At 69.3% G+C, this 19,673-nt stretch carries 20 protein-coding genes and 1 tRNA gene; 8 read left to right on the plus strand and 13 right to left on the minus strand.

Annotated features, from left to right (window positions below):
• Positions 1 to 9 precede the first annotated feature (9 nt).
• On the minus strand, positions 10 to 2,448 hold the full coding sequence (locus tag ND450_RS31245; protein WP_253322005.1) for an endonuclease/exonuclease/phosphatase family protein: 2,439 nt from the start codon (positions 2,446 to 2,448) through the stop codon (positions 10 to 12).
• A 200-nt stretch (positions 2,449 to 2,648) separates the two neighbouring features.
• Between ND450_RS31245 and ND450_RS31250 the strand changes: the two genes are divergently transcribed.
• Entirely contained in the window at positions 2,649 to 3,419 is a 771-nt protein-coding gene (locus tag ND450_RS31250) for a maleylpyruvate isomerase family mycothiol-dependent enzyme (RefSeq protein ID WP_253322006.1), read from the plus strand.
• Between the two features lie 4 nt (positions 3,420 to 3,423).
• On the opposite strand, the gene ND450_RS31255 is transcribed toward ND450_RS31250, so the two are convergent.
• The 4 genes from ND450_RS31255 to ND450_RS31270 all read right to left on the minus strand — a co-directional run bounded on the left by ND450_RS31255 (position 3,424) and on the right by ND450_RS31270 (position 4,997).
• Positions 3,424 to 3,879, minus strand: a complete 456-nt coding sequence (locus ND450_RS31255; protein WP_253322007.1) for a hypothetical protein — start codon at positions 3,877 to 3,879, stop codon at positions 3,424 to 3,426.
• A 66-nt stretch (positions 3,880 to 3,945) separates the two neighbouring features.
• Positions 3,946 to 4,030: transfer RNA gene (locus ND450_RS31260), tRNA-Ser, on the minus strand.
• Positions 4,031 to 4,062: 32 nt separating this feature from the next.
• Positions 4,063 to 4,494, minus strand: a complete 432-nt coding sequence (locus ND450_RS31265; RefSeq protein WP_253328048.1) for a nucleoside deaminase — start codon at positions 4,492 to 4,494, stop codon at positions 4,063 to 4,065.
• A gap of 14 nt (positions 4,495 to 4,508) precedes the next feature.
• The gene (locus ND450_RS31270; protein WP_253322008.1) at positions 4,509 to 4,997 is read right to left on the minus strand and encodes a tRNA adenosine deaminase-associated protein; all 489 of its coding nucleotides are present in this window, start codon (positions 4,995 to 4,997) and stop codon (positions 4,509 to 4,511) included.
• Positions 4,998 to 5,057: 60 nt separating this feature from the next.
• On the opposite strand from ND450_RS31270, the gene ND450_RS31275 reads away from it, so the two are divergent.
• Genes ND450_RS31275 through ND450_RS31295 form a run of 5 tightly spaced genes read left to right on the plus strand, consistent with a single transcriptional unit; the run spans position 5,058 to position 11,732 of the window.
• The gene (locus tag ND450_RS31275; RefSeq protein WP_253322009.1) at positions 5,058 to 6,263 is read left to right on the plus strand and encodes a M20 family metallopeptidase; all 1,206 of its coding nucleotides are present in this window, start codon (positions 5,058 to 5,060) and stop codon (positions 6,261 to 6,263) included.
• A 25-nt stretch (positions 6,264 to 6,288) separates the two neighbouring features.
• On the plus strand, positions 6,289 to 7,236 hold the full coding sequence (locus ND450_RS31280) for a prephenate dehydrogenase (protein WP_253322010.1): 948 nt from the start codon (positions 6,289 to 6,291) through the stop codon (positions 7,234 to 7,236).
• Positions 7,237 to 7,245: 9 nt separating this feature from the next.
• On the plus strand, positions 7,246 to 8,790 hold the full coding sequence (locus ND450_RS31285) for a fibronectin type III domain-containing protein (protein ID WP_253322011.1): 1,545 nt from the start codon (positions 7,246 to 7,248) through the stop codon (positions 8,788 to 8,790).
• A gap of 19 nt (positions 8,791 to 8,809) precedes the next feature.
• Entirely contained in the window at positions 8,810 to 10,528 is a 1,719-nt protein-coding gene (locus ND450_RS31290; RefSeq protein ID WP_253322012.1) for a hypothetical protein, read from the plus strand.
• Between the two features lie 19 nt (positions 10,529 to 10,547).
• The gene (locus ND450_RS31295; RefSeq protein ID WP_253322013.1) at positions 10,548 to 11,732 is read left to right on the plus strand and encodes an acetyl-CoA C-acyltransferase; all 1,185 of its coding nucleotides are present in this window, start codon (positions 10,548 to 10,550) and stop codon (positions 11,730 to 11,732) included.
• Positions 11,733 to 11,754: 22 nt separating this feature from the next.
• On the opposite strand, the gene ND450_RS31300 is transcribed toward ND450_RS31295, so the two are convergent.
• From ND450_RS31300 to ND450_RS31315, 4 genes are all read right to left on the minus strand, one after another.
• Entirely contained in the window at positions 11,755 to 12,189 is a 435-nt protein-coding gene (locus ND450_RS31300; RefSeq protein ID WP_253322014.1) for a hypothetical protein, read from the minus strand.
• Positions 12,186 to 12,572 carry a helix-turn-helix transcriptional regulator gene (locus ND450_RS31305; RefSeq protein WP_253322015.1) on the minus strand — a complete coding sequence of 129 codons (387 nt, stop codon included), beginning with the start codon at positions 12,570 to 12,572 and terminating at the stop codon, positions 12,186 to 12,188. Before ND450_RS31305 ends, ND450_RS31300 begins: the two co-directional genes overlap by 4 nt.
• Before the next feature lie 40 nt (positions 12,573 to 12,612).
• Entirely contained in the window at positions 12,613 to 12,918 is a 306-nt protein-coding gene (locus tag ND450_RS31310; RefSeq protein ID WP_253322016.1) for a hypothetical protein, read from the minus strand.
• Positions 12,919 to 13,268: 350 nt separating this feature from the next.
• The gene (locus ND450_RS31315; RefSeq protein WP_253322017.1) at positions 13,269 to 13,982 is read right to left on the minus strand and encodes a helix-turn-helix domain-containing protein; all 714 of its coding nucleotides are present in this window, start codon (positions 13,980 to 13,982) and stop codon (positions 13,269 to 13,271) included.
• Between the two features lie 189 nt (positions 13,983 to 14,171).
• Here ND450_RS31315 and ND450_RS31320 point away from each other — a divergent pair, with 189 nt between their 5' ends.
• Positions 14,172 to 16,271, plus strand: a complete 2,100-nt coding sequence (locus tag ND450_RS31320; RefSeq protein WP_253322018.1) for a prolyl oligopeptidase family serine peptidase — start codon at positions 14,172 to 14,174, stop codon at positions 16,269 to 16,271.
• On the opposite strand, the gene ND450_RS31325 is transcribed toward ND450_RS31320, so the two are convergent.
• From ND450_RS31325 to ND450_RS31340, 4 genes are all read right to left on the minus strand, one after another.
• Positions 16,268 to 16,423, minus strand: a complete 156-nt coding sequence (locus ND450_RS31325; protein ID WP_253322019.1) for a DUF397 domain-containing protein — start codon at positions 16,421 to 16,423, stop codon at positions 16,268 to 16,270. The two genes, ND450_RS31320 and ND450_RS31325, sit on opposite strands and share 4 nt — an antisense overlap.
• A gap of 11 nt (positions 16,424 to 16,434) precedes the next feature.
• Positions 16,435 to 17,265: a DUF5753 domain-containing protein gene (locus tag ND450_RS31330; RefSeq protein ID WP_253322020.1), complete on the minus strand. Its 831-nt coding sequence runs from the start codon at positions 17,263 to 17,265 to the stop codon at positions 16,435 to 16,437.
• 83 nt (positions 17,266 to 17,348) lie between these two features.
• Positions 17,349 to 17,909, minus strand: coding sequence for a putative glycolipid-binding domain-containing protein (locus tag ND450_RS31335; protein ID WP_245785817.1), 561 nt, complete (start codon positions 17,907 to 17,909; stop codon positions 17,349 to 17,351).
• A gap of 81 nt (positions 17,910 to 17,990) precedes the next feature.
• Positions 17,991 to 18,161, minus strand: coding sequence for an antitoxin (locus ND450_RS31340; protein WP_089907918.1), 171 nt, complete (start codon positions 18,159 to 18,161; stop codon positions 17,991 to 17,993).
• A gap of 188 nt (positions 18,162 to 18,349) precedes the next feature.
• Between ND450_RS31340 and ND450_RS31345 the strand changes: the two genes are divergently transcribed.
• The gene (locus ND450_RS31345) at positions 18,350 to 19,663 is read left to right on the plus strand and encodes a BNR-4 repeat-containing protein (RefSeq protein WP_253322021.1); all 1,314 of its coding nucleotides are present in this window, start codon (positions 18,350 to 18,352) and stop codon (positions 19,661 to 19,663) included.
• Positions 19,664 to 19,673 lie beyond the last annotated feature (10 nt).

A 19,673-nucleotide genomic window follows, 5' to 3' on the forward strand; every position in this document is an offset into this window, starting at 1 on the left:
CGCCTCGGGTCACTTCTTCAGGCAGTCGATCAGGTCCTCGAGGGCGAACACGATCCTGTCGACGTTCGCGTCACCCGTGGACGGGCGGGCGCGGACGATCTGCGGGTCGTGGTCGCTCGCCTGGTCGGCGAACTCCGCGTTGATGCGGACCACGTCGTAGCTGAAGCGCGTGATGTTCTTGCTCATCACGAGGTGGTCGAGCGTCTGCGAGTTGCCCTCGAAGACGTAGCTGTACCGCTCGTTCGCGGGCAGCGTCTCGATCAGCGCCTTGAGGTTGCCGTCACCGGTCAGCGCCTTGAGCGCGGGCGAGAACTGGTAGTCGTTCAGGTCGCCCGCCAGCACCACGTTGGCGCCCTTGTCGATCGCGCGGATCTGCTCCGTGAACGCCTTCAGCGCCGCGGCCTGCTTGGCGCGCTGCACCTCGGACGAGCGGTTCGGCGGCTGGTTGCGGCCGTGGATCGCCTCGTCGCCGCCCTTGGAGTTGAAGTGGTTCGCGACGACGAAGACCGTGCGGCCGCGGAACTTGAACTCGCCGGCGAGCGGCTTGCGGCTGCTGGCCCACGCGTCGTTCAGCGGGTCGATCCGGCCCGGTGACACGGAAAGCGCCGCACGGCCGTTCTTCTTCACGACCTGGACGGGCGTCTTGAAGTCGCCGCCCGGACGGTCCACGAAGGACACCCGCTGCGGGTTGAAGAAGAAACCGACGCGGATGTTGCCGCCGGGCTCGCCGCCGTCCTTGAGGTTCTCCGGGTCGATCTGCCGCCACTGGTAGCGCGGGCCGCCCTTGGCGACGATCGCGTCCGAGAACTTCTGCAGCGTCTGGTCCGCGGCCACGACACCGTCGTTGGTCGCGCCGTTGTTGTCCTGGATCTCTTCCAGCACAACGACATCGGGGCTGCGCAGGTTGGTCGTGACGCCGTCCGCGAGCCGGTCGAACTTCTCCTGCGGGTCGGACGGGTCGAGGTTCTCGACGTTGTAGGTCGCGACCGAGAGCTCGGACTCCTTCTGCTGCGCGGTGATCTCGCGCTGCAGGTTGGACGAGGTGTGCGTGCCGAGCGTCAGCGCCGCCAGCGTGTAGCCGCCGAAGTTGGTGTACTCGAGGGCACCGACGGTCGCGCCGGCGAACACGTCACCGACGTTCGCGGCGGGCAGCGTGCCGACGGTCTTGATCTTCAGGCGGCCGCTGTTCGCCTGGTCGTAGCCCGTGTAGGTGGTGCCGCCGCGCAGGTTGCGGTTCTGGTCGGGGTTGACCGTCACCCAGACCTCGCCGAACGTGTTGCTCGGGCCCACGACGCGGGCGTCGTCGACCTGCACGAGCGTGCCCTCGAGCGACTCGAAGTAGTCGAGGCCGTACTTCTCCGGCTCGAGCGGGAGCTGCTCGATGCTGCCGCCCGGCGCGGGGAGGTACCCCGCCGGGACGTTCTTCACGACGACCGGCGCCGGGACGGGGTTGCCCTTGGAGACCGTGATCGTGGTGGGCGTGGTGATCTCGGTGAGGGTCTGGTTGGACCCCGTCTCACCGCCCGGCCGGTACTCGGCGATCGTGCCGCTGACCACGACGCTGTCGCCGACGGCGACGGTCGGGGCGCTGCCACCCGTGTAGACGAAGACGCCCTCGCTGGTGCGCGGGTCGTTGTCCGGGGCCGTGTCCTGGATCCAGAAGCCGCGGTCACCCGTGGAGCGCGTGCCGGTGACGACACCGGGGACGTTGGTGACCTTCTGGCCGTTGAGCGGCGAGATGCGCGTGACGCCCTGGATGTCGCGGATGCGCTTGTCGCCGGGGGTCGGGTCCTCGGGGTCGGGGTCCGGGTCGCCGCCGCCCGGGGTCGTCTCGCCCTTGGAGTTGACCGGGCTCGGCGCGCCGACGGTGAAGTCCGCCGAGTTGTCGTCGGTGTCGGGGAGACCCGTCTTGCGCGACGCCGACGTGGTGTTGCTCAGCGCGCCCGTCGCGGCGGCCTCGCGGACCACGGCCGTGCCGAAGCCGACGAGGTCCTTGATCCGCGTGTCGGCGGCGCAGTCGGCGGCCGTCTTGCAGGTCAGCGCCGCGGTGCCGTTGACCAGCGCGATCGTGCCGCCGGTGGCGCTCATGGCGATGGTGCCGGTGGCGTCCGGCGCCGGCAGGTCGACGGTGCCGCCGGTGCCCTTGGCCTCGGCGACGAGGAACGTCTTGCCGGGCGCGATCGAGCCGGTCAGCGGGGTGACACCCCACTGCGTGGTCGCGCCGGGGCTCGCCGAGATGTACTGGACGCTGTAGCCGTCGAGGCTCACCGGGGTCGTGCCCTTGTTGGCGAGCTCGACGAAGTCCTGCTTGAGCGTGGCGCCGGAGTTGCCGCCGCCTCCGTAGACCTCGGAGATCAGCGCGTCGGCGCTCGGTGCGGCGACTGCGGGAACGGCGGCGAGCACGAGTGCCGCCACCGCTGTCCCGACGACGGGCAGGGTGGGTCTCAAAACTTCCTCCAGGGGATGCGGCGGACCGACGCATCCTTCCTCGATCGAGTGAGCTTTGGTAGCCGTTGTTACTAACGGTTAACCGGTTGGCCCATCAAAAATCACTCGAACAAGTGTTCGATCATGGTGTAGGCTCACTCTCGGAACGCCGGCCGGTGGGCCCCTCCCAGGCACAGGCCGGCGTCCCTACATTCACAGGTGTGGGGATACCGAGCTACGAGCGCCGCTGCGCCGAGATCATCAACCAGACCGAACTGCTCACGTCGTCTCTGACCGACGCCGACCTGGGCGTTCAGGTCCCTTCCACACCGGACTGGACCCTGAACCAACTGCTGCGCCACGTCGGCCACGCCCACCGCTGGGCCGACTCGATGCTGCGCGACAGACTTCCGGAGATCGACTTCTCCCGCAACGGCGCACAACTCCTCGCGTCGTATGTGGGTGAAACGGCCTCGGAGCTCGTCCCGTGGCTCACGGAGGGCGCGGCCTCGCTCGCGGAGGTGCTGCGCGAGGTCGACCCGGACGAGATGATCGCGCCGCTCGGCGGCTTCCCCGGCCCGCGCGTGTGGTCACGGCGGATGACGCACGAGACCGTGATCCACAGGTGGGACGTGTGCAACGCCGTGGGCGTGCCGTTCGCGCTGGACCCCGAGATCGCCCAGGACACGCTCCGCGAGTGGACCGGCCTGGCCCTGCCGTACGCATACCAGCGGTGGCCGGACCAGACCGCGCCGCTCGTGGGTTCGGGCACCGTGCACCTGCACGCGACGGACGTCGAGGCGGAGTTCGTGATCGATCTCACCGGGTCGGCGCCGGTGGTCTCGGAGGGGCACGCGAAGGCTTCGGTGGCGTTGCGCGGGCCCGTCGTCGATCTGGTGCTGGCCGTGTACCGCCGGCGGTCGTTGGAGGGGCTGGAGGTGTTCGGGGACCGCGAGCTGCTGGAACTGGTCCTGGACCGAGTGCGGTTCTAGGACGTCACCGGCCGAGCTCGGTCCGCGCCGCGTCGAGGAACGCCACCTTGGGCCCGCGGAGGTGGTCCCACAGCGTGCCCTCGGCGGGCGCCTGCCACACGACGTGGTCGAGAGCCTTGACGTAGGCGCGGGCCAGCTCGTGCAGGGACGGGGCGAACAGGACGTGGATCATCCGCTCGCAGACCCAGAGCTCGTCGACGACGTCCAGCGCCGAGTTCTTCCAGGCAGGCGTGTCGTCGCGGTCCTCGGCGGCGCGTTCCGCCTGCTGGGCGACCTTGATGAACTCGCGCAACAGCTCGAGGCGCTCGACCCGGCGGGCGTCGGCGCGCTCGGCGGTCTGGCGGCGGACGTCGTTGCGTTCGACGCGGCGCGCGACGCTGTTCTGCACCAGGGAGGACAGGCCGCCGCCGAGCAACACGCCGGTCAGAGAGAGGATCGCGACCCACAGCTGTGTCTGCATGGCGCGAATTCCTACCAAAACGTCAGAGCCCCGGTTGCCATGATCGGCAACCGGGGCTCTGAGCAGCGGTGGCGGTGGGATTTGAACCCACGGAGGCTTGCACCTCACACGCTTTCGAGGCGTGCTCCTTCGGCCGCTCGGACACGCCACCGATAAGAACAATACACAGCCCTCGAAACGGGTTTAACGCTGGGTCCGGAAGAAGCGTTCGAGCAGGTCAGCGCACTCCTGTTCCAGCACGCCGCCCTGGACCTCCGGCCGGTGGTTGAGCCTGGGGTCGCGCACGACGTCCCAGAGCGAGCTCACGGCACCCGTTTTGGGCTCCCAGGCACCGAAGACGAGACGCGAAACACGTGCGAGCACGAGGGCGCCGGCGCACATGGTGCACGGTTCGAGGGTCACGGCGAGGGTGCAGCCGTCGAGCCGCCAGCCGTCGCCGTACTTGGAGGCCGCCTCGCGCAACGCGAGGATCTCGGCGTGCGCGGTCGGGTCGCCCAACGCCTCGCGCGCGTTGCAGGCCTCGGCCAGGACCGAGCCGTCCGGGGCGTAGACGACGGCGCCGATCGGCACGTCCCGGCCCGACGCCGACGCCGCGCGCAGGGCGGCTCGGACCATGTCCTCCGCGGGGATCACGCCTGGATCGTGTCGAGCAGCTGGGTGAACTCGTCGATGAAGCCGATGCGCTGGGCGATCATCTGGAGCTGCTCGTCGGGGTAGAGGTCGACCTCGTCGACGATGATCTGGAGTTCGTGCGAGGGCATGCCGAGGTCGGACAGGACGCCGAGGTCGCCTTCCGGCCAGAGCTCGTTGTCCTCCTCGTCCGGGGGTTCGACGCGCAGCAGGTCGAGGACGTCGGCGGCGATGTCGTAGTCGAGGGCGGCGGCCGCGTCCGACAGCAGCAGCGCCACGCCGCCCGGCACGGGGCGGAGGATGATGAAGAACTCGTCGTCGACGGCGAGGAGCCCGAACACGGCTCCGGCCGACCTCAGTTGGCGCAGCTGTGTGATCGCCGCGTCCAGCTCCGACAGCGCGGAGCTGTCCATCCTGCTGCACCGCCAGCGGCCGTCCTCCCGGACAACCGCGACCGCGAAGCCGTTGACCGGCTCCTGCTGTGTCATGTGCACACCGTAGGGCCCAGACGACCTTCCCGGTAGCCGAGGTGGTGGCACCATCGGTAGATGAGCACAACTACGCCGGACCCCCGCCTCGCCGGACTGCTCGAAGGGGCGCGTGCGCTCCAGCCCCGCACGGTGGCGCTGCGGCGGCAGATCCACCGGCACCCCGAGCAGGGCCTCCAGCTCCCCAGGACGCAGGCGGCGATCCTGCACGCGCTGGAGGGGTTGCCCGTCAAGGTCACGAAGGGCGAGTCGACGACGTCGGTGGTGGCGGTGCTCGAGGGCGACCAGCCGGGCCCGACCGTGCTGCTGCGCGGCGACATGGACGGCCTGCCGCTGCAGGAGGACACGGGCCTGCCGTTCGCGTCCGAAGTGGACGGCAACATGCACGCCTGCGGCCACGACACGCACGTGGCGATGCTGGCGAGCTCGGCGCGCCTGCTGGCGGACCGGCGCGACGCCCTCAAGGGCCGGGTGCTCTTCATGTTCCAGCCGGGCGAGGAGGGTCACCACGGCGCCCGGTACATGATCGAGGAAGGCCTGCTCGACGACGGTGTGGAGAAGGCGTTCGCGCTGCACATCACGTCGACCATGAAGTCCGGCGTGGTGACGTGCCGGCCCGGCCCGATGATGGCGTCCGCGGACACGTTCCACGTGCACGTGAAGGGCCGCGGCGGTCATGGCGCGATGCCGCACAACGCCCTCGACCCGGTGCCCGCGGCGGCCGCGATGGTCGGGGCGATCCAGACGATGCTCGGCAGGCGGGTCAGCGTGCACCAGCCCGCGGTGGTGACGGTCGCGCAGATCAACGCCGGGACGACGACGAACATCATCCCCGAGGTGGCGACCCTGGACGGGACGATCAGGACGTTGTCCGAGGAGACGCGCTCGCTGGTCCACAAGGAGCTCAAGCAGACCGTCAAGCACACCGCCGCCGCCTACGGGTGCCACGCCGAGGTCAGCATCGTGCCCGGCTACCCGGTCACGGTGAACGACGACGTCGTCGGGCAGCACGTGGTGGACCTGGCGGCGCAGGCGATGGGCGCCACGTGGAGCGAGCCCATGCAGGACCCGCTGATGGGCGCGGAGGACTTCTCGTACGTGTTGCAGCGGGTTCCCGGGGCGCTGGCGTTCCTCGGGGCGTGCCCGCGCGGCATCGACCTGGAGGAGGCGGCGCCGAACCACTCGAACCGGGTGCTGTTCGACGAGGCCGCCATGGAACACGGGGTCGCGATGTACGCGGCGTTCGCGCTGGACGCCCTCCGCTAGTTGCAGGTACGCGTCGCACGGAATGATGGGTGCCGTGCGAGACGTGTGCGTGATCGGACTGGGACTGATCGGCGGCTCCGTGCTGCGCGCCGCCAAGGCTGCCGGGCGCACGGTGTGGGGTGCGACGGCGAGCAAGGAGGACGCGGACAAGGCACGCGCCGAGGGCTTCGACGTCGTCACGGTGGACGAGGCCCTCGGCCGCGACCCCGAGGCGCTCGTGGTCCTCGCCGTGCCGCTGCCCGCCCTGCCCGACCTGCTGCGCAAGGTCCCGGCCGGCACCAGGCTCACCGACGTCACCAGCGTCAAGGGGCCCGTGCACGACGCCGTGCACCGTTACGCGAAGGACGTCAGGTTCGTCGGCGGACACCCCATGGCCGGCACGAGCAGGAGCGGCTGGGACGCGGGCAGCGCCACGCTCTTCGAGAACGCCGCCTGGGTCGTCACGCCCGAGGAGGCCGACGACCACCTCAACGACGTCATCCGGCTCGCGCTCGACCTGAAAGCCCACGTCGTGCCCACGACGCCGGAGGAGCACGACGAGGCGGTCGCGCGGATCAGCCACCTGCCGCACATCATGGCGTCGGTCCTGGCCGCGGTCGGAGCCGACGGCGGGCCGCTGGCGATGGCGCTCGCGGCGGGCAGCTTCGGGGACGGCACGCGGGTGGCGGGCAGCAGGCCCGAGCTCGTCAGGGCCATGTGCGAGGGGAACCGGGACGCGCTGCTGATGGCGGTTGACGACGCCCTCGGCCGGCTGGGTGCGGCACGCGGTTCGCTGGCCTCCACCGGTGGGCTCGCGAAGACCATCGAGGCCGGGCACGAGGGCAGGAACGCGCTGGTCAACCAGCCGAACCGGACGCCGATCACGATCGACCTCACCAAGCCGGGGGCCCTTGCGGCACTGCGCAACCTCGGGTCCCGCGGCGGGCGCGTGGTTGGGCTGAACGGCAGTACTGCTTCTGCGGAAACGTCGTAAGGTCGCCGGGTGGATCGACGGACGCTCGCCGGTGGCCTCGGTGGTTTCGCGCTCGTCGTGGCCGCCGTCGTGGCGCTGCGCACCGGGGACGCGCCGGACACGCTGAAGAAGGAGATCGCGGACGGCGTCGAGGTCGTGGCGTCGCAGGAGCCGATGAAGCCCGCCAACGCGAGAGCGCAGGCGCTCGACGTGGACGCGCTCCAGATCGCGTGGAACGGCTCAGCGTCGGCCTACGAGGTGCGCTGGAACGGCAACGAGCAGCTCGTGCCCACGCCCGAGGTCGAACTGCCGGGGCTGAACCCCGACGAGGAGACGCAGGTCGAGATCCGCGCGGTCAGCGCGACCGGCAAGCGCAGCGAGCCGCTCGCGATCACCGCGAAGCCCAAGGACGTCTTCAACGGCAAGTGGGACGACCAGCTCGTCGGCCCCGCGGACAGGTTCGACGGCCCCGAGTCGCTCGACCCGCGCAAGTGGCGGGTCGAGGCGGAGCCGGACTGCCTCGGGCTGCGGCCGTTCGGGCAGGGCAAGCGCGTCGACGTCGACTGCCCGATGGCGGCGTTCCAGTCGAACACGCCCATCCGCTTCGGCGTTCCCTCGGGTGACGGGGCGACCGGCCGGGCGATCATCAGCGTCGCGGGCGCGGCCGAGTCGAGCCACGTGCGGCTGACGTTGCTGGGCGACCCGTGGCAGTACCTGAAGGAGACCGACGCGCAGCCGAAGGGCGCGGTCAGCCTCGACATCACGACGCAGGGCACGCGGATCATCGCCGACCCCGAACTCCCCCGCACCGGCAAGCAGGTCGACCTCGGCGACGCGCCGATGACCGGGCTCGTCGCGGGCGTGCGGCACCGCTGGGAGATGCGGGTGCTGCCGGACGCCGTGGTCGCGCTGCGGGACGGCGTCGTGGTCGCGTACGAACCCGTCGCGATCAGGGAACCGGTGGTGCACCCGCGGATCCGCATCGACGGCGGCGGGTTCCTGGACGCGTTCGGCGTCGGCGGCGTGGCGGAACGCGTCGTGCCCACCGAGGTCATCCCGCTCGACCAGGACGTCGCACTGCCGCAGGACGTCGTCGCCGTGAAGCTCGTGAAGCCGGAGAACGGCCGGGTGACGGTCACCGACGTGCCGCTGACCTCGGCGAAGGTCGCCGCGCAGGAGGCCAGGCTCGTGGTCGTCCGCAAGCCCGAGAGCCGTCCCGGCGCGCTCCCCCGGCTCGTGGACCGGCCCGGCGGCATCAAGACCGGCTCACCGAGACTGCACGTGATGCACGAGGACGGCGCCAAGCCGCCACAGCCGTTGCCCCGCACGGGCCGTGTGCTCGTCACGGCCGAGATCAACGCCATCGGGCACAAGGGCATCGAGCTCGAACTCGACGGCAAGCGGATCGTGGCGCTGCCCACGAACGAGCAGGGTTCCGCGGTCCCCGGCAGGCACGAGTTCTGGCTCGACGGCAAGGCATTGCCCTCGTCTTCACACGCTCGGCTCAAGCTGAGCGTCCTCCCGGCGGACGGTGGCGAACCCGTTATCGCGGAAACCGTGTTCCAGCTGGGCTGAACGCTTTAGCGTGACTGCTGTGAAGCGGGTCGTCCTCGTCGTCGCGGGGCTCGCGCTGGTGGCGGGCGTCATCGTGCTGCGCGACACCGGCGGGAGCGACCTGCCCACGGCTCCCCCTCCGCCGACGAAGCTCAAGGCGTACTCGGGCGAGCAGGTGCTGGTGCCGGGCCCGCAGGGTCGTCCGGCCACGCCGTCGAAGGTCGTGGCCTCCCCCGGCAGCCACCGGATCGGGCTCAGCTGGAGCGGTGACGCGCCCGCGTTCGAGGTGAGGTGGGGCGAAAGGTCGAAGCTCGTCACGCGTCCGGGGACCCAGCTCAACGGCCTCGAGAACGACCGCGAGCAGCAGATCGAGATCCGCGCCGTCGACGCGTTCGGCCAGCGCTCCCAGCCGGCACTGGCCAAGGCGACTCCCCGCGCCGACAACGCCTCCTACACCTACGTCGACCGCTTCGACTCCGCCGACGAACCCGACCTCCAGCGTTGGAGGCTCTCCAAGCGCACCGACTGCGCCCGCGCGACCAGCGGCGACGGCGACGACCACGACCGGCTCGTGATCAGCAGCAGCTGCGGCACCCGCGCGGTGACGCTCCGCTCGCGCACGCCGTTCGTCCGCGGCGACGACGAGAGCCGGCTCGTGGTCGACACCGACGCCCCGGGCACCGGCGGCAAACTGCTGCTCGACCTCGTGCCGGGCCCGGTCAGCGTGCAGGGCGAGCCGGTGCCGCCCAACACCGTCCGCGCGACGGTCTCCACCGACAACTCCGGCAACTCGATCGTCGAGCTCGTCCCGGACGGCACCGCGGTCAAACCGATCCCCGCCGCAGTGCCGGGGATGACCGTGCGTTGGGAGATCGTGCTGACGTCTCAGGGCGTGCGCGTCGAACGCAACGGAGACGTCGTCGCGACCTCACCGTTCGTGCCGGCCTGGCGCGAGGCGACGGCCCTGGTCGGCGTCGCGGCGCTGGCGGGCGACCGGATCCGCGCCGGCGTCGACCTGATCGGCTACCGGACCGCGAAGGCCGACACTCCGGCTGTTGGCCCGACGCCGCAGGTGCGCGTCGACGGCCCGGCGGGCACCGACGCGCGCCCCCTCGCCGACGTCACCGCAGGTCAGCTGCGCATCGCCCTGATCCCGTCACGCGAGAGCCCGCCCGTCACCGCCGTGAAGGTGAACGGCGTCGAGGTGCCGTTGCGACCGGCCGTCGAGGGCACGCCCTGGAAACCCGGTGCCGAGTACCCGGCCGTCGCCGACCTGCCGAAAGAAGCCTTCACGGACAACGTGAACGTCCAGCTGGTCACGCAGGAACGCATCCAGGTCACCCACACCGACGTGGAGTTGATCGGCTCGAAGCCCACCACGCAACGCCAGGCCGGCACGCCCCTGGTCGACGCCCTGCCGACGCTGGCCGACCCGATCCCCGAGGTTCTGGACGCGAGCGGCCAGCCGATCGAGAACGGCGCCGCGTTCAACCGCGGTCGCGTGGTGCTGGAGGTCCGCGTCAACGCCCTCGACGCGGCCGTCGCGGGCCTCGCCGGGTTCGAGATCAGGCTCGACGGCAACCACGTGGCGACCGTCCCGACGACCGCGGACGGCCCTGCGGCGGCGGGCCGGTGGCGGATCTCGCTGAACACGGGCGCGATGAGCGCCGGGGCGCACGCGATCGAGGTCAAGGCCTTCAGCACCGATTCAGACGTGCACCCCGAAACGGGCTACGTTCCTTTTTTGCTCAAGCCGTAAGTGCCGCAAGATGGGTTCCATGGCACGCGCACTGATCATCGACGCCGCCCGCACACCGTTCGGCAGGTACCGGGGAGGGCTCTCCGGCATCCGCGTGGACGACCTGGCGGCGTTGCCCATCGTCGACCTGCTGCGCCGCTACCCGTCCCTCGACCTCGCGCGCATCGACGACGTGCTGCTGGGCGACGCGAACGGCGCCGGCGAGGACAACCGCAACGTCGCCCGCATGGCCGCGCTGCTCGCAGGCCTGCCGGTCTCCGTCCCGGGCGCGACGCTGAACCGGCTGTGCGCGTCCGGCGGCGAGTCGATCATCCAGGCCGCCCGCGCGTTGATCACCGGGGACGCCGACCTCATCGTCGCCGGTGGCGTCGAGGGGATGTCGCGGGCGCCGTTCGTGACGGCCCGGCCGGACAAGGCGTTCCCGGACCGGCTGGAGACCGTGTCGACGGCGCTCGGCTGGCGGCTCGTGAACCCGCGCATGCCCAAGCACTACACCGTGCCGCTGGGCCTGGCCGCCGAGAACGTCGCCACGGAACTGGGGTTCACGCGCGAGCAGATGGACAACTTCGCGCTCCGCTCGCACCGCCGTGCGTCGGCCGCGTGGGGCGCGGGGGTGCACGAGGGTTTCGCGTTCCCCGTGCAGCTGCCGGACGGGACGGCGATCCGGCGTGACGAGAACGTCCGCGCCGACACGAGCATCGAGAAGCTCTCGAAGCTGAAGCCCGCGTTCTCGGAGGGCGGGTCGGTGACGGCGGGCAACGCGTCGCCGTTGAACGACGGCGCTGTGGCCGCTCTGCTCGGCACGGAAGCGATCGCGTCGGAACTGGGCGCCGAACCGCTGGGCGAGGTGCTCGGGTCGGCGACCACCGGCGAGGAGCCGCACCGGTTCACGGTCGCGCCCGTTCCGGCGATCCGGAAGTTGTTGAAGCGCCTGCACCTCCAGGCCGAGCAGGTGGACCTGTGGGAGATCAACGAGGCCTTCGCCGCGATGGTCCTGTCGGTCGTGCACCACCTCCCCGAGATCGACAAGGAGAAGGTGAACGTCCACGGCGGCGCGATCGCCTACGGGCACCCGCTCGGCGCCTCGATGCCGCGCGTGATCGTCGACCTGTGCCGCCACCTGCGGGCTCGTGGTGGCGGTGTCGGCATCGCCGCGGCGTGTGTGGGCGTCGGGCAGGGCGTCGCCGTGGCGGTGCGCGTCTAGTGGTGATCTGACGTGCCGTCGGTCAAGCCTGCTTGGCCGACGGCTCGGCCGTGGGCGGTGTCACCGCACCTTCCACCACCAAGAACCGACGCTTCCCCACGAGGTCCGCAGAAGCAGAGGTGAGAACCTCCCACGCGTACACGCCGGGTTCGAGTGGCAAGCCGGCACCGATGTTGACGGCGATTCCCGCTACACCGAAGGTGTCGTTGACGACGAGATCGGCCTCTGCCTCGATAGGACCACCGCTGGGATCGGAAACCGGATTTCCAGCCTCGTCGACAAGCCGCAAGGTGAGTCGGTGACACACCTCCACCTCGGACTCGTCCACCTCTGCGAACAAAATCACAGAATGAGACCCGAGGGGCGTTCCAGTCCTGGCCCAACCGACGCCCAGCGCATTCATCTTGCCGCCCAGGCCACTTTGCGCGTGGTCGGCGAGCAGAACGGTGACATTCACTGGACGACGGCCAGATAGGTCGATCCGGGGCGAACCGCGATTCTCGCATCGCCGGCCGCGCCGGTCGACGCGGATTCGGTCGAGATCATCGACGCACCCTGAGCCATCTCGGTCACCGAGTGCTTCACCATGACACCGATCGCCAGAGCGTACCGACGGATGGTGGAGAGCTTGGGATCAGCGTCCGGACGCTCGAACGCTGCCACGGCGGGCTGCGTGACGCCCATTCGTCGTCCGACTTCGCCCTGTGTCAGGCCTTGCCGGTGGCGGCATTCCACCAGCTTCCTCATGAGTTGGTCGTCCGACTCGACGAGCTCGATCGCCAACCGTTGCATCGGATCTTCAGTGTCGATGCCCAGAAGATCGTCGATTTCGTCCCGCACGTCCCACCTCCCTCATCAAGTACGGTTTATACTACCTGGTTCACTGCCGCGCCAGCCACGATCTGTATCGGTCTCCAGCCTCGTCTATATGGGTGTTCTGGACAGCTCTACCGCTACTGTCGGTCGGCTTCGAGCCGAACTTGAGCGCCAGACGCAGCGGCCCACGATCGCGATGCCACCCGAAGTAGAGCCGCCAGAGCTGGGGCGGTGTCCCCAGGTCTCCGCCGAAGCTCAGTCGCAGTTCGTAGATCATGCGGTTGCGGCGGATGTGCTTCAGCTCCAAATACGGCTTGAGCCGGCCGTTCCTGGCCGCCTTCATCAATCGGGCGACTTCAGCCTGGATCATCGCCCGCTCCTGAAGTGACCGACCGGCTGCCTGTACCTCGAGTCGGAAAATCGGCACACCGCGATCATCTCGATAGTGGTCCCAGACTCCACCACTCGCCGTAGCAACCGCTTCGACCGCTCCCACCACACCTCCACGACCGCAACCAACACCACACGATGTCGACCACCGCGAGTGATCTGTTACTGAATGTCGCCTACCTGGGTGACGCGGGAGAATGTGCCAAGTCGAATGTACTACCCGGACTTGCGGTGCACAGAAAGTATCCCATCTGGGATCGACTAAATGTCATCGGGCTGAAAATTGGATCGAGACCAAGAAAGCCGATGCTATTGATCCAAGCCGGGTCGCTAGTTCTTCGAGTGCAGGATCGCCCGCGACTGCTCGGCCGCACGCACTATGGCCTCGCTCACGAAGTCGAGGAACCGCGCGATGTTCTCCAGCCGGACGGCCGCGGGCGTGCCGGGGCCGAGACCGCTGACGCCCTGGCGCGCGGCCTCGGCGAGTTTGGTCGTGCCCGCGGCGCTGGCGATCATCGACTGGTACCAGATGTCGCCGTCGTCGACGACGTAGCGCTCGCGGCGGCGTTCGTCGCGGACGCGGCCGATCAGACCCTGGCTTTCCAGGTACGCCATGGCTTTCGAGACCGAGGCCGGGCTGACCTGCAGGTGTGCCACCAGTTCCGCCGCGGTCAGGCTGCCGGAGTCGGTGGCGTAGAGGCTCGCGAGCGCCCTCGCCGTCATCTTCGGCAGGCCCTGGCCGATGAAGATCTCCGAGAACACGTCCTCGAACTCCCGCACGGCCTCGGGATCGCGTCCGTCGGCGCGGGGCGGGACCTGCCTGCCCTTCGGCGCGGCCTGCTTGCGCCGCTGCGAACGGCGCTCGGTGGCCAGTTGGGCGATGTCGGGCTTGTAGCCGGCCGGGCCTCCGTTGCGCATGACCTCGCGCGTGACCGTCGAGGTGGGCCGGTCGAGGCCCCTCGCGATCTCCGCGTACGCGAGGCCGTCGGCCAGGCCGATGGCGATCTGGCGGCGTTCCTGCTGGGTGAGTCGACCTCCTGGCATGCGCGGAGCATAGCGTTCAGCTGCACATCATTGCAACGTACGTTGCATTAGATCTACAGCTCGTTGCAATGATAATGCGCTTTTGAACTGCGTATATGGCCATCGTGCGCAACAAACTCGTTGGCCGACTCAGTGAACGCAACGTAGCGTTTCGCTCATCAGAAACAACGGCACCACAGGGGGAACACCATGATCGCCGATGCCCACTACCGAACCGCCGAACAGCTGCTCCGCCGCCCCGCCGCACCCGGCGAGTTGGTCGTCGGCGACAAGGTCCGTCCACAGTGGATAGAAGGCGGCCGCCGCTTCTGGTACCAGGTCCGCAACGGCACCGACCGCGAGTTCGTCGTCGTCGACCCGGCGGCGGGAACCCGCACACCGGGCTTCGACCCGATGCCGTTCGTCGCGGCGCCGGGCAACCCGCTGGAGGTGCCGTCACCCGACGGCAAGATCGCGGTGTCGCGTCGCGGGCACGACCTGTGGGCGCGCTCCGGTGAGCGCGAGTGGGCGCTCACCGCGGACGGCGTCGAGGGCCACGGATACGGCTACGGCCCGGACGCCATGAGCTACGGCACGCTGATGCGCAAGTTCGGCCTGCCGCACATGCCGCCCGCCCTGGCGTGGTCCCCGGACTCGTCCAAGGTCCTCGCCCACCGCACCGACCAGCGCAACGTCCGCAGGACCTACCTGCTGGAGTCGCGCCCGGCCGACGGTGGCGCACCCGTGACGCACCAACAGCACTACGCGTACCCCGGCGACGTCGACATGCCGCTGGCGGAGCTCGTGGTGTTCGACGTCGAGGCGGGCACGACGGTCCGCGCCGCCTGCGACCCGCTGCTCATGCCGGAGTTCTCGCCGATCACGGCCGGCTGGGCGTGGTGGTCGGACGACAGCACCGCCGTCTACTTCCTCTCCCGCCCCCGCGACCGGCACACGCTGACCCTGAACCGGATGGACGCCACGACCGGCGAGGTCCGCGTCGTGGTGACCGAGACGGGCACCGGCCGCCTCGGCCCCAACCAGCTGATCTACGGCCCGCCCCTCGTCCGGGTCGTGGCGGACGAGGTGCTGTGGTTCTCGCAGCGCGACGGCTGGGGCCACCTCTACCGCTACGACCTGCACACCGGCTCGTTGCTCGGCCAGGTCACCGCGGGCGAGTACCTGGTCCGCGAGATCCTGCACGTGGGTGACGGAACCGTGCACTTCACCGCGTCCGGACTCGTGCCCGAGGACCCGTACCGGCGCACGGTCTGCAAGGTCGGCCTGGACGGCACCGGCTTCACGATCGTCACGGACGACTCGCTGGACCACGTCGTCGCGGTGTCCCCGGACGGCTCGTACTTCGTCGACTCGGCCTCCACTGTGGACACCCCTCCGGTGACGACCGTGCGCTCGTGGACCGGCGAGGTGCTGGTTCCGTTGGAGCAGGCCGACATCAGCCGCCTGCTCGCCACGGGCTGGACCGCGCCGGAACGCTTCCGCGTCAAGGCAGCGGACGGCGAGACCGACATCTACGGCGTGCTCTACAAGCCGCACGGCTTCGACCCGGCCGGCAGCTACGCGGTGGTCGACAGCGTCTACCCCGGTCCCCAGGTCAACCGCGTCGAACCGTGCTTCGACCCCGGCGGCATGGGCCTCGACGCGGAACCGTTGGCAGCACTCGGTTTCGTGGTGGTGGCACTGGACGGACGCGGTACGCCGGGCCGTTCGGCAGCGTTCCTCGAAGGCGAGTTGGCCGACGCGGGCGGCCTGGTCGACCACGTCGCGGCACTGCACGAGCTGGCGTCGACCCGACCGTGGATGGACCTCGGCAGGGTGGGCGTGATGGGCCACTCCGGCGGCGGATTCGCTGCGGGACGGGCGGTGCTCGCCTTCCCGGAGACGTTCCACGCCGGTGTCGCGCTGTCCGGCTCGCACGACGCCCGGTACATCGGCCTCGGCTGGGCGGAAGGTGTTGACGGCGCCGGCAACCACGAGGCGTGGAAGCGCGCGTCGAACGTCGAGCTCGCGGACCGGCTGGAGGGGAAGTTGTTGCTGGTGCACGGCGAACTGGACGACACCGTGCACCCCGACCACTCGCTGCGGCTGGCGGACGCGTTGATCAACGCCGGCAAGGAGTTCGAGCTGGTGGTCGTGCCCGGTGCCGAGCACCTGTTCCTCGACCGGATGGCGTACGTGCGGACGAAGGCGTGGGACTTCCTGGTGCGCGCGCTGATGGGGGTCGAGCCGCCCGCGTACCGGCCGGCGCCGATCGTGATCGACCCGGAGGTGCTGGGAGAGATGGTCTAGCGGGACTTGATGTCGGTGAGGAACGCCGACCACGCCTTGTCCGACACGGGCAGGTGCATGGCCGGCGCCTTGCTGTCCCGGATGCCGACGCCACGACCGACCTCGACGCAGTCGTTCACCGGGCTGTAGCTGCTCTTGCGCCACACCGCCATGCAGAGCCTCCTCAAGCCAAGATGCTGGTGATCAGCCCCCTCGATTCTTCCGCATCCAGAGCTTGGAGGTCGAGCAACTTGATCACCTCGGCGTACTTGGCAAGGGAGGCCTTGTCCTCGACGAAGAGGCTGGTGTTCTCGGTTTCGGTGAAGACGACGGGCTCGTACTTCGCATAGCTGAGCTGCTGGAACGAACCGGCAAGTCCTGCGTGTGCGCCGAACGCGATGGGCACGACCCGCATGGTGATGTAGGTGCGGTTGTTCATGGCCAGCAGGTGAAGCAGCTGTTCTTGCATCAGTTCGGGAGTGCCGACAGGCAGGCGCAGGGCCTGCTCGTGGATGTAGAAGACGAACTGCCTGCTGTGGTGGAAGATCGCCTGCCGCGCCGACTTCGCGGCCAGGACTTCGGGGATGTTGATGGACTTGGCCCTGCCGGAGCGCTGGATGAGGGCGGTGGTGTAGCCCGGGATCTGCAGTGGGCCGGGGACCAGGTTCATCGACCACATGGTGATCTTGTTGGCGAGGCGCTCCTGGTCGACCAGCGAGCGCACCTGGTCCGGGATCTCGTCTTCGGGGAAGACGAGGTAGCCGCGTTCCCGCGACTCCCGGTAGAGGGCGAGCAGGTACCGGGCGTCCTCCGCAGGGACTCGGCAGAGGCCCAGCAGCATCGCCAGCTCGACCTCCGAAACACCGCCCTTGCCCTTGACCAGGTCCGAGACCTTGGCCTCTTCCCAGTCGAGCAGCTCGGCGATCCGCCGCTGCGTCATCCCGGTGGACTGGATGGCATCGCGGACGCCATCACCGAACGAGCGGCCGACCACGCTCGAAAATCGTTTCGGCATGGTCGGAAGCTAGAACCCCAGGACCCCGCGCCTCCATCGCCCGAGCGCGACTCGCCACGAAGGAAGTACTTCTTGGAGCTGCTCTAAATCCGCTTCGAGATCAGCGGGTAGTCGACCACCAGGCCGTTGGCGTCGACCTTGATGTTCTGGTCGAACCCGCCGCTCTTGAACCGCACCACGGAGACGTCGTCGCCGACGGACACGGTCTTGTAGGTGTGGGTGACGGCGCGAACCGACAGATCGGGCAGCGACACGCGCACGACGGGGAGCGTGTGCTCGGAGGCCTCGCGGTGCAGGCCCAGGCGCCGGATCGGGATGGCGTTGAACAGCACGGCGAACTGGACGTCCACGTCGAGTGCGCCGTTGAAGGTCTCGCGCTTGCTGCCCTGGCCGTGGTCGACGAGCCAGGCGCCGTCCTCGGTGCGCGACAGCGAGCACTGGCGCTCCTCGAGCACCGTCGCCGTGCGCAGGAGCAGGCGGTTGACCTGGCCGCTCTCGCCCACGGAGACCTCGAAGGAGGCGTTGAACTGCTCCTCGGGGCCTGCCGCGACGAGACGACCGGTGGCGCGCAGGCGCTGGTCGTTCGACAGCAGCAGGCGGACCTGTTCGAGCCGTGGCTCGTGGAGGCCCTGCCAGGTGATCATCTCTGGCCTGCGGGCAGAAGGAGAGCGGGTCTCCCCACCTGAGGTGACCCGCCCCGCGTCAGTGGCGTTGAAGGAGTTCACTCATCCACCTGGAAGGATGTCCTTGATCTTCTCGGCAACCGAGTCGACCTGCTCTTCGTGACCGAACTTGCCTGCGACGAAGTCCGCCGCGGCGTCGATGCCCTGGTCGACCTTCTCGTGGTTCTGCTCAGCGAGGTCCAGGGCCTTGTTCTTGATCTCGTCGAAGTTCATCTGGTGCTCCTTCGTCCCTGACGCAGGGTACCCGAGCGGGCCCCGCGTGTTGATAGCCGCGATCACGCTAACTGCGCCTGGACAAGTCGGCTCGGTGACAACGAAGATGTCGCTACCGCCGCCTGGTCGGCCGCCGTCGCGGTCAGAACCAGGAGGAACGCCAGATGACACGGCTCCTGCGTGGAGTTATGTCCGCAGTACTGCTGTTTCCGCTCGTCGCAGTCCCTTCGGCCAACGCCACGGCCGACGTTCAGGGGAAAGCGGGGTTCGCGGTGACGACCACGGCGCAGAGCGTCGCGGCACGCAGTGACCGGCGCCCGGTCGCCGGAGGGGTGTACGACCGGAAAGTCGGCAAGACTTTCATCTCTTGGGCCGGTCAGTACGAGGACAGTTACGTCCAGTCGTACGACCACCGCGAGTCCACCTGGTCCAGTCCGAACCGGATCGCGGACGGCGCCTCGGACGCGCACAACTACCCGACCATGGTCCAGGCACGGGACGGGCACCTGCTGATCTTCCGCGGCATGCACAACGTCGAGCTGCGCATGTCCCGTTCGCCCCGGCCGCACTCGGCGGACGGCGTCTGGGAGGAGACGCTGATCTCGAAGAACGCGGCCACGTACCCGATGCCGTTCGTCACGCGCGACGGCACGATCTACGTGTTCTACCGCGAGACGACCCGCGACCTCGACGGCACCACGCCCACGGACACGCGTCCGATGCTCTACGTGGTGTCCAAGGACAACGGCAGGACGTGGAAGACCTCCACGGAACTCACCGGGGACCGGTTCGCGATCGGCTCGACCTCGCGCGCGGACAACATGAACGAGATCTACATCGGCCAGCTCCGCCAGGAGGACAACGGCCGCGTGCGGATCGTCTACACGCTCGCGGGCGGTGGTCCCGAGGGCAACAAGCACGACCGCTACCACCGCAACATCTACTACACGTGGTTCGACCCGCAGAACCGGCACTTCTACTCGGCGTCGGGCAAGGACCTGGGCACCCAGATCGACGACGCCGACCAGGAGAAGCACCTCAAGGTGGCGGAGACCCCGCTGACCCTGCCGAACAACGTCAAGTCGCCCGACTACATCCAGCAGGTCGGCACGACGCTCGGGCGGCCGTTCCTGTTGTGGTTCATGGGCGACGAGGCCGGCGGCCCGCTGCGCAACTACCTGTCCACGTGGAACGGTCGCGGGTGGGAGACCAAGGAGGTCGCCCGCGGCCTGCGCACCCGTGAGGTCGAGCCCGTGGACCTGCTGACGTGGCGCGTGTACGCGACCGAGGACGGCAAGCCGAACGTGAACACGTACCTGGTGCGGCTGGGCCGTTTCTGGTCTCCGGAGACCGTGATCCCGACGGCCAAGCCGGTGCAGCGCGTCGAGGTCGTGGAGAACTTCCGCGACCCGGCCCGCGCGATCTTCTCCGGGGCGTCGTCCGACCGGGATGTCGCGGTCGCCGACGGCGACATCTACGTGGCGGGCTTCAGCCGCCGGTAAGTCCCTGGGA

The sequence above is a fragment of the Lentzea sp. HUAS12 genome, assembly GCF_024125735.1.
GTDB lineage: Bacteria > Actinomycetota > Actinomycetes > Mycobacteriales > Pseudonocardiaceae > Lentzea > Lentzea albida.

Bases quoted from the DNA above. Each gene is read 5' to 3' on its own strand.
- ND450_RS31255 (WP_253322007.1), bottom strand. From the start codon at position 3,879: ATGCAGACACAGCTGTGGGTCGCGATCCTCTCTCTGACCGGCGTGTTG.
- ND450_RS31265 (WP_253328048.1), bottom strand. From the start codon at position 4,494: ATGGTCCGAGCCGCCCTGCGCGCGGCGTCGGCGTCGGGCCGGGACGTG.
- ND450_RS31270 (WP_253322008.1), bottom strand. From the start codon at position 4,997: ATGACACAGCAGGAGCCGGTCAACGGCTTCGCGGTCGCGGTTGTCCGG.
- ND450_RS31275 (WP_253322009.1), top strand. From the start codon at position 5,058: ATGAGCACAACTACGCCGGACCCCCGCCTCGCCGGACTGCTCGAAGGG.
- ND450_RS31280 (WP_253322010.1), top strand. From the start codon at position 6,289: ATGGGTGCCGTGCGAGACGTGTGCGTGATCGGACTGGGACTGATCGGC.
- ND450_RS31295 (WP_253322013.1), top strand. From the start codon at position 10,548: ATGGCACGCGCACTGATCATCGACGCCGCCCGCACACCGTTCGGCAGG.
- ND450_RS31310 (WP_253322016.1), bottom strand. From the start codon at position 12,918: ATGATCCAGGCTGAAGTCGCCCGATTGATGAAGGCGGCCAGGAACGGC.
- ND450_RS31315 (WP_253322017.1), bottom strand. From the start codon at position 13,982: ATGCCAGGAGGTCGACTCACCCAGCAGGAACGCCGCCAGATCGCCATC.
- ND450_RS31320 (WP_253322018.1), top strand. From the start codon at position 14,172: ATGATCGCCGATGCCCACTACCGAACCGCCGAACAGCTGCTCCGCCGC.
- ND450_RS31325 (WP_253322019.1), bottom strand. From the start codon at position 16,423: ATGGCGGTGTGGCGCAAGAGCAGCTACAGCCCGGTGAACGACTGCGTC.
- ND450_RS31330 (WP_253322020.1), bottom strand. From the start codon at position 17,265: ATGCCGAAACGATTTTCGAGCGTGGTCGGCCGCTCGTTCGGTGATGGC.
- ND450_RS31335 (WP_245785817.1), bottom strand. From the start codon at position 17,909: ATGATCACCTGGCAGGGCCTCCACGAGCCACGGCTCGAACAGGTCCGC.
- ND450_RS31340 (WP_089907918.1), bottom strand. From the start codon at position 18,161: ATGAACTTCGACGAGATCAAGAACAAGGCCCTGGACCTCGCTGAGCAG.
- ND450_RS31345 (WP_253322021.1), top strand. From the start codon at position 18,350: ATGTCCGCAGTACTGCTGTTTCCGCTCGTCGCAGTCCCTTCGGCCAAC.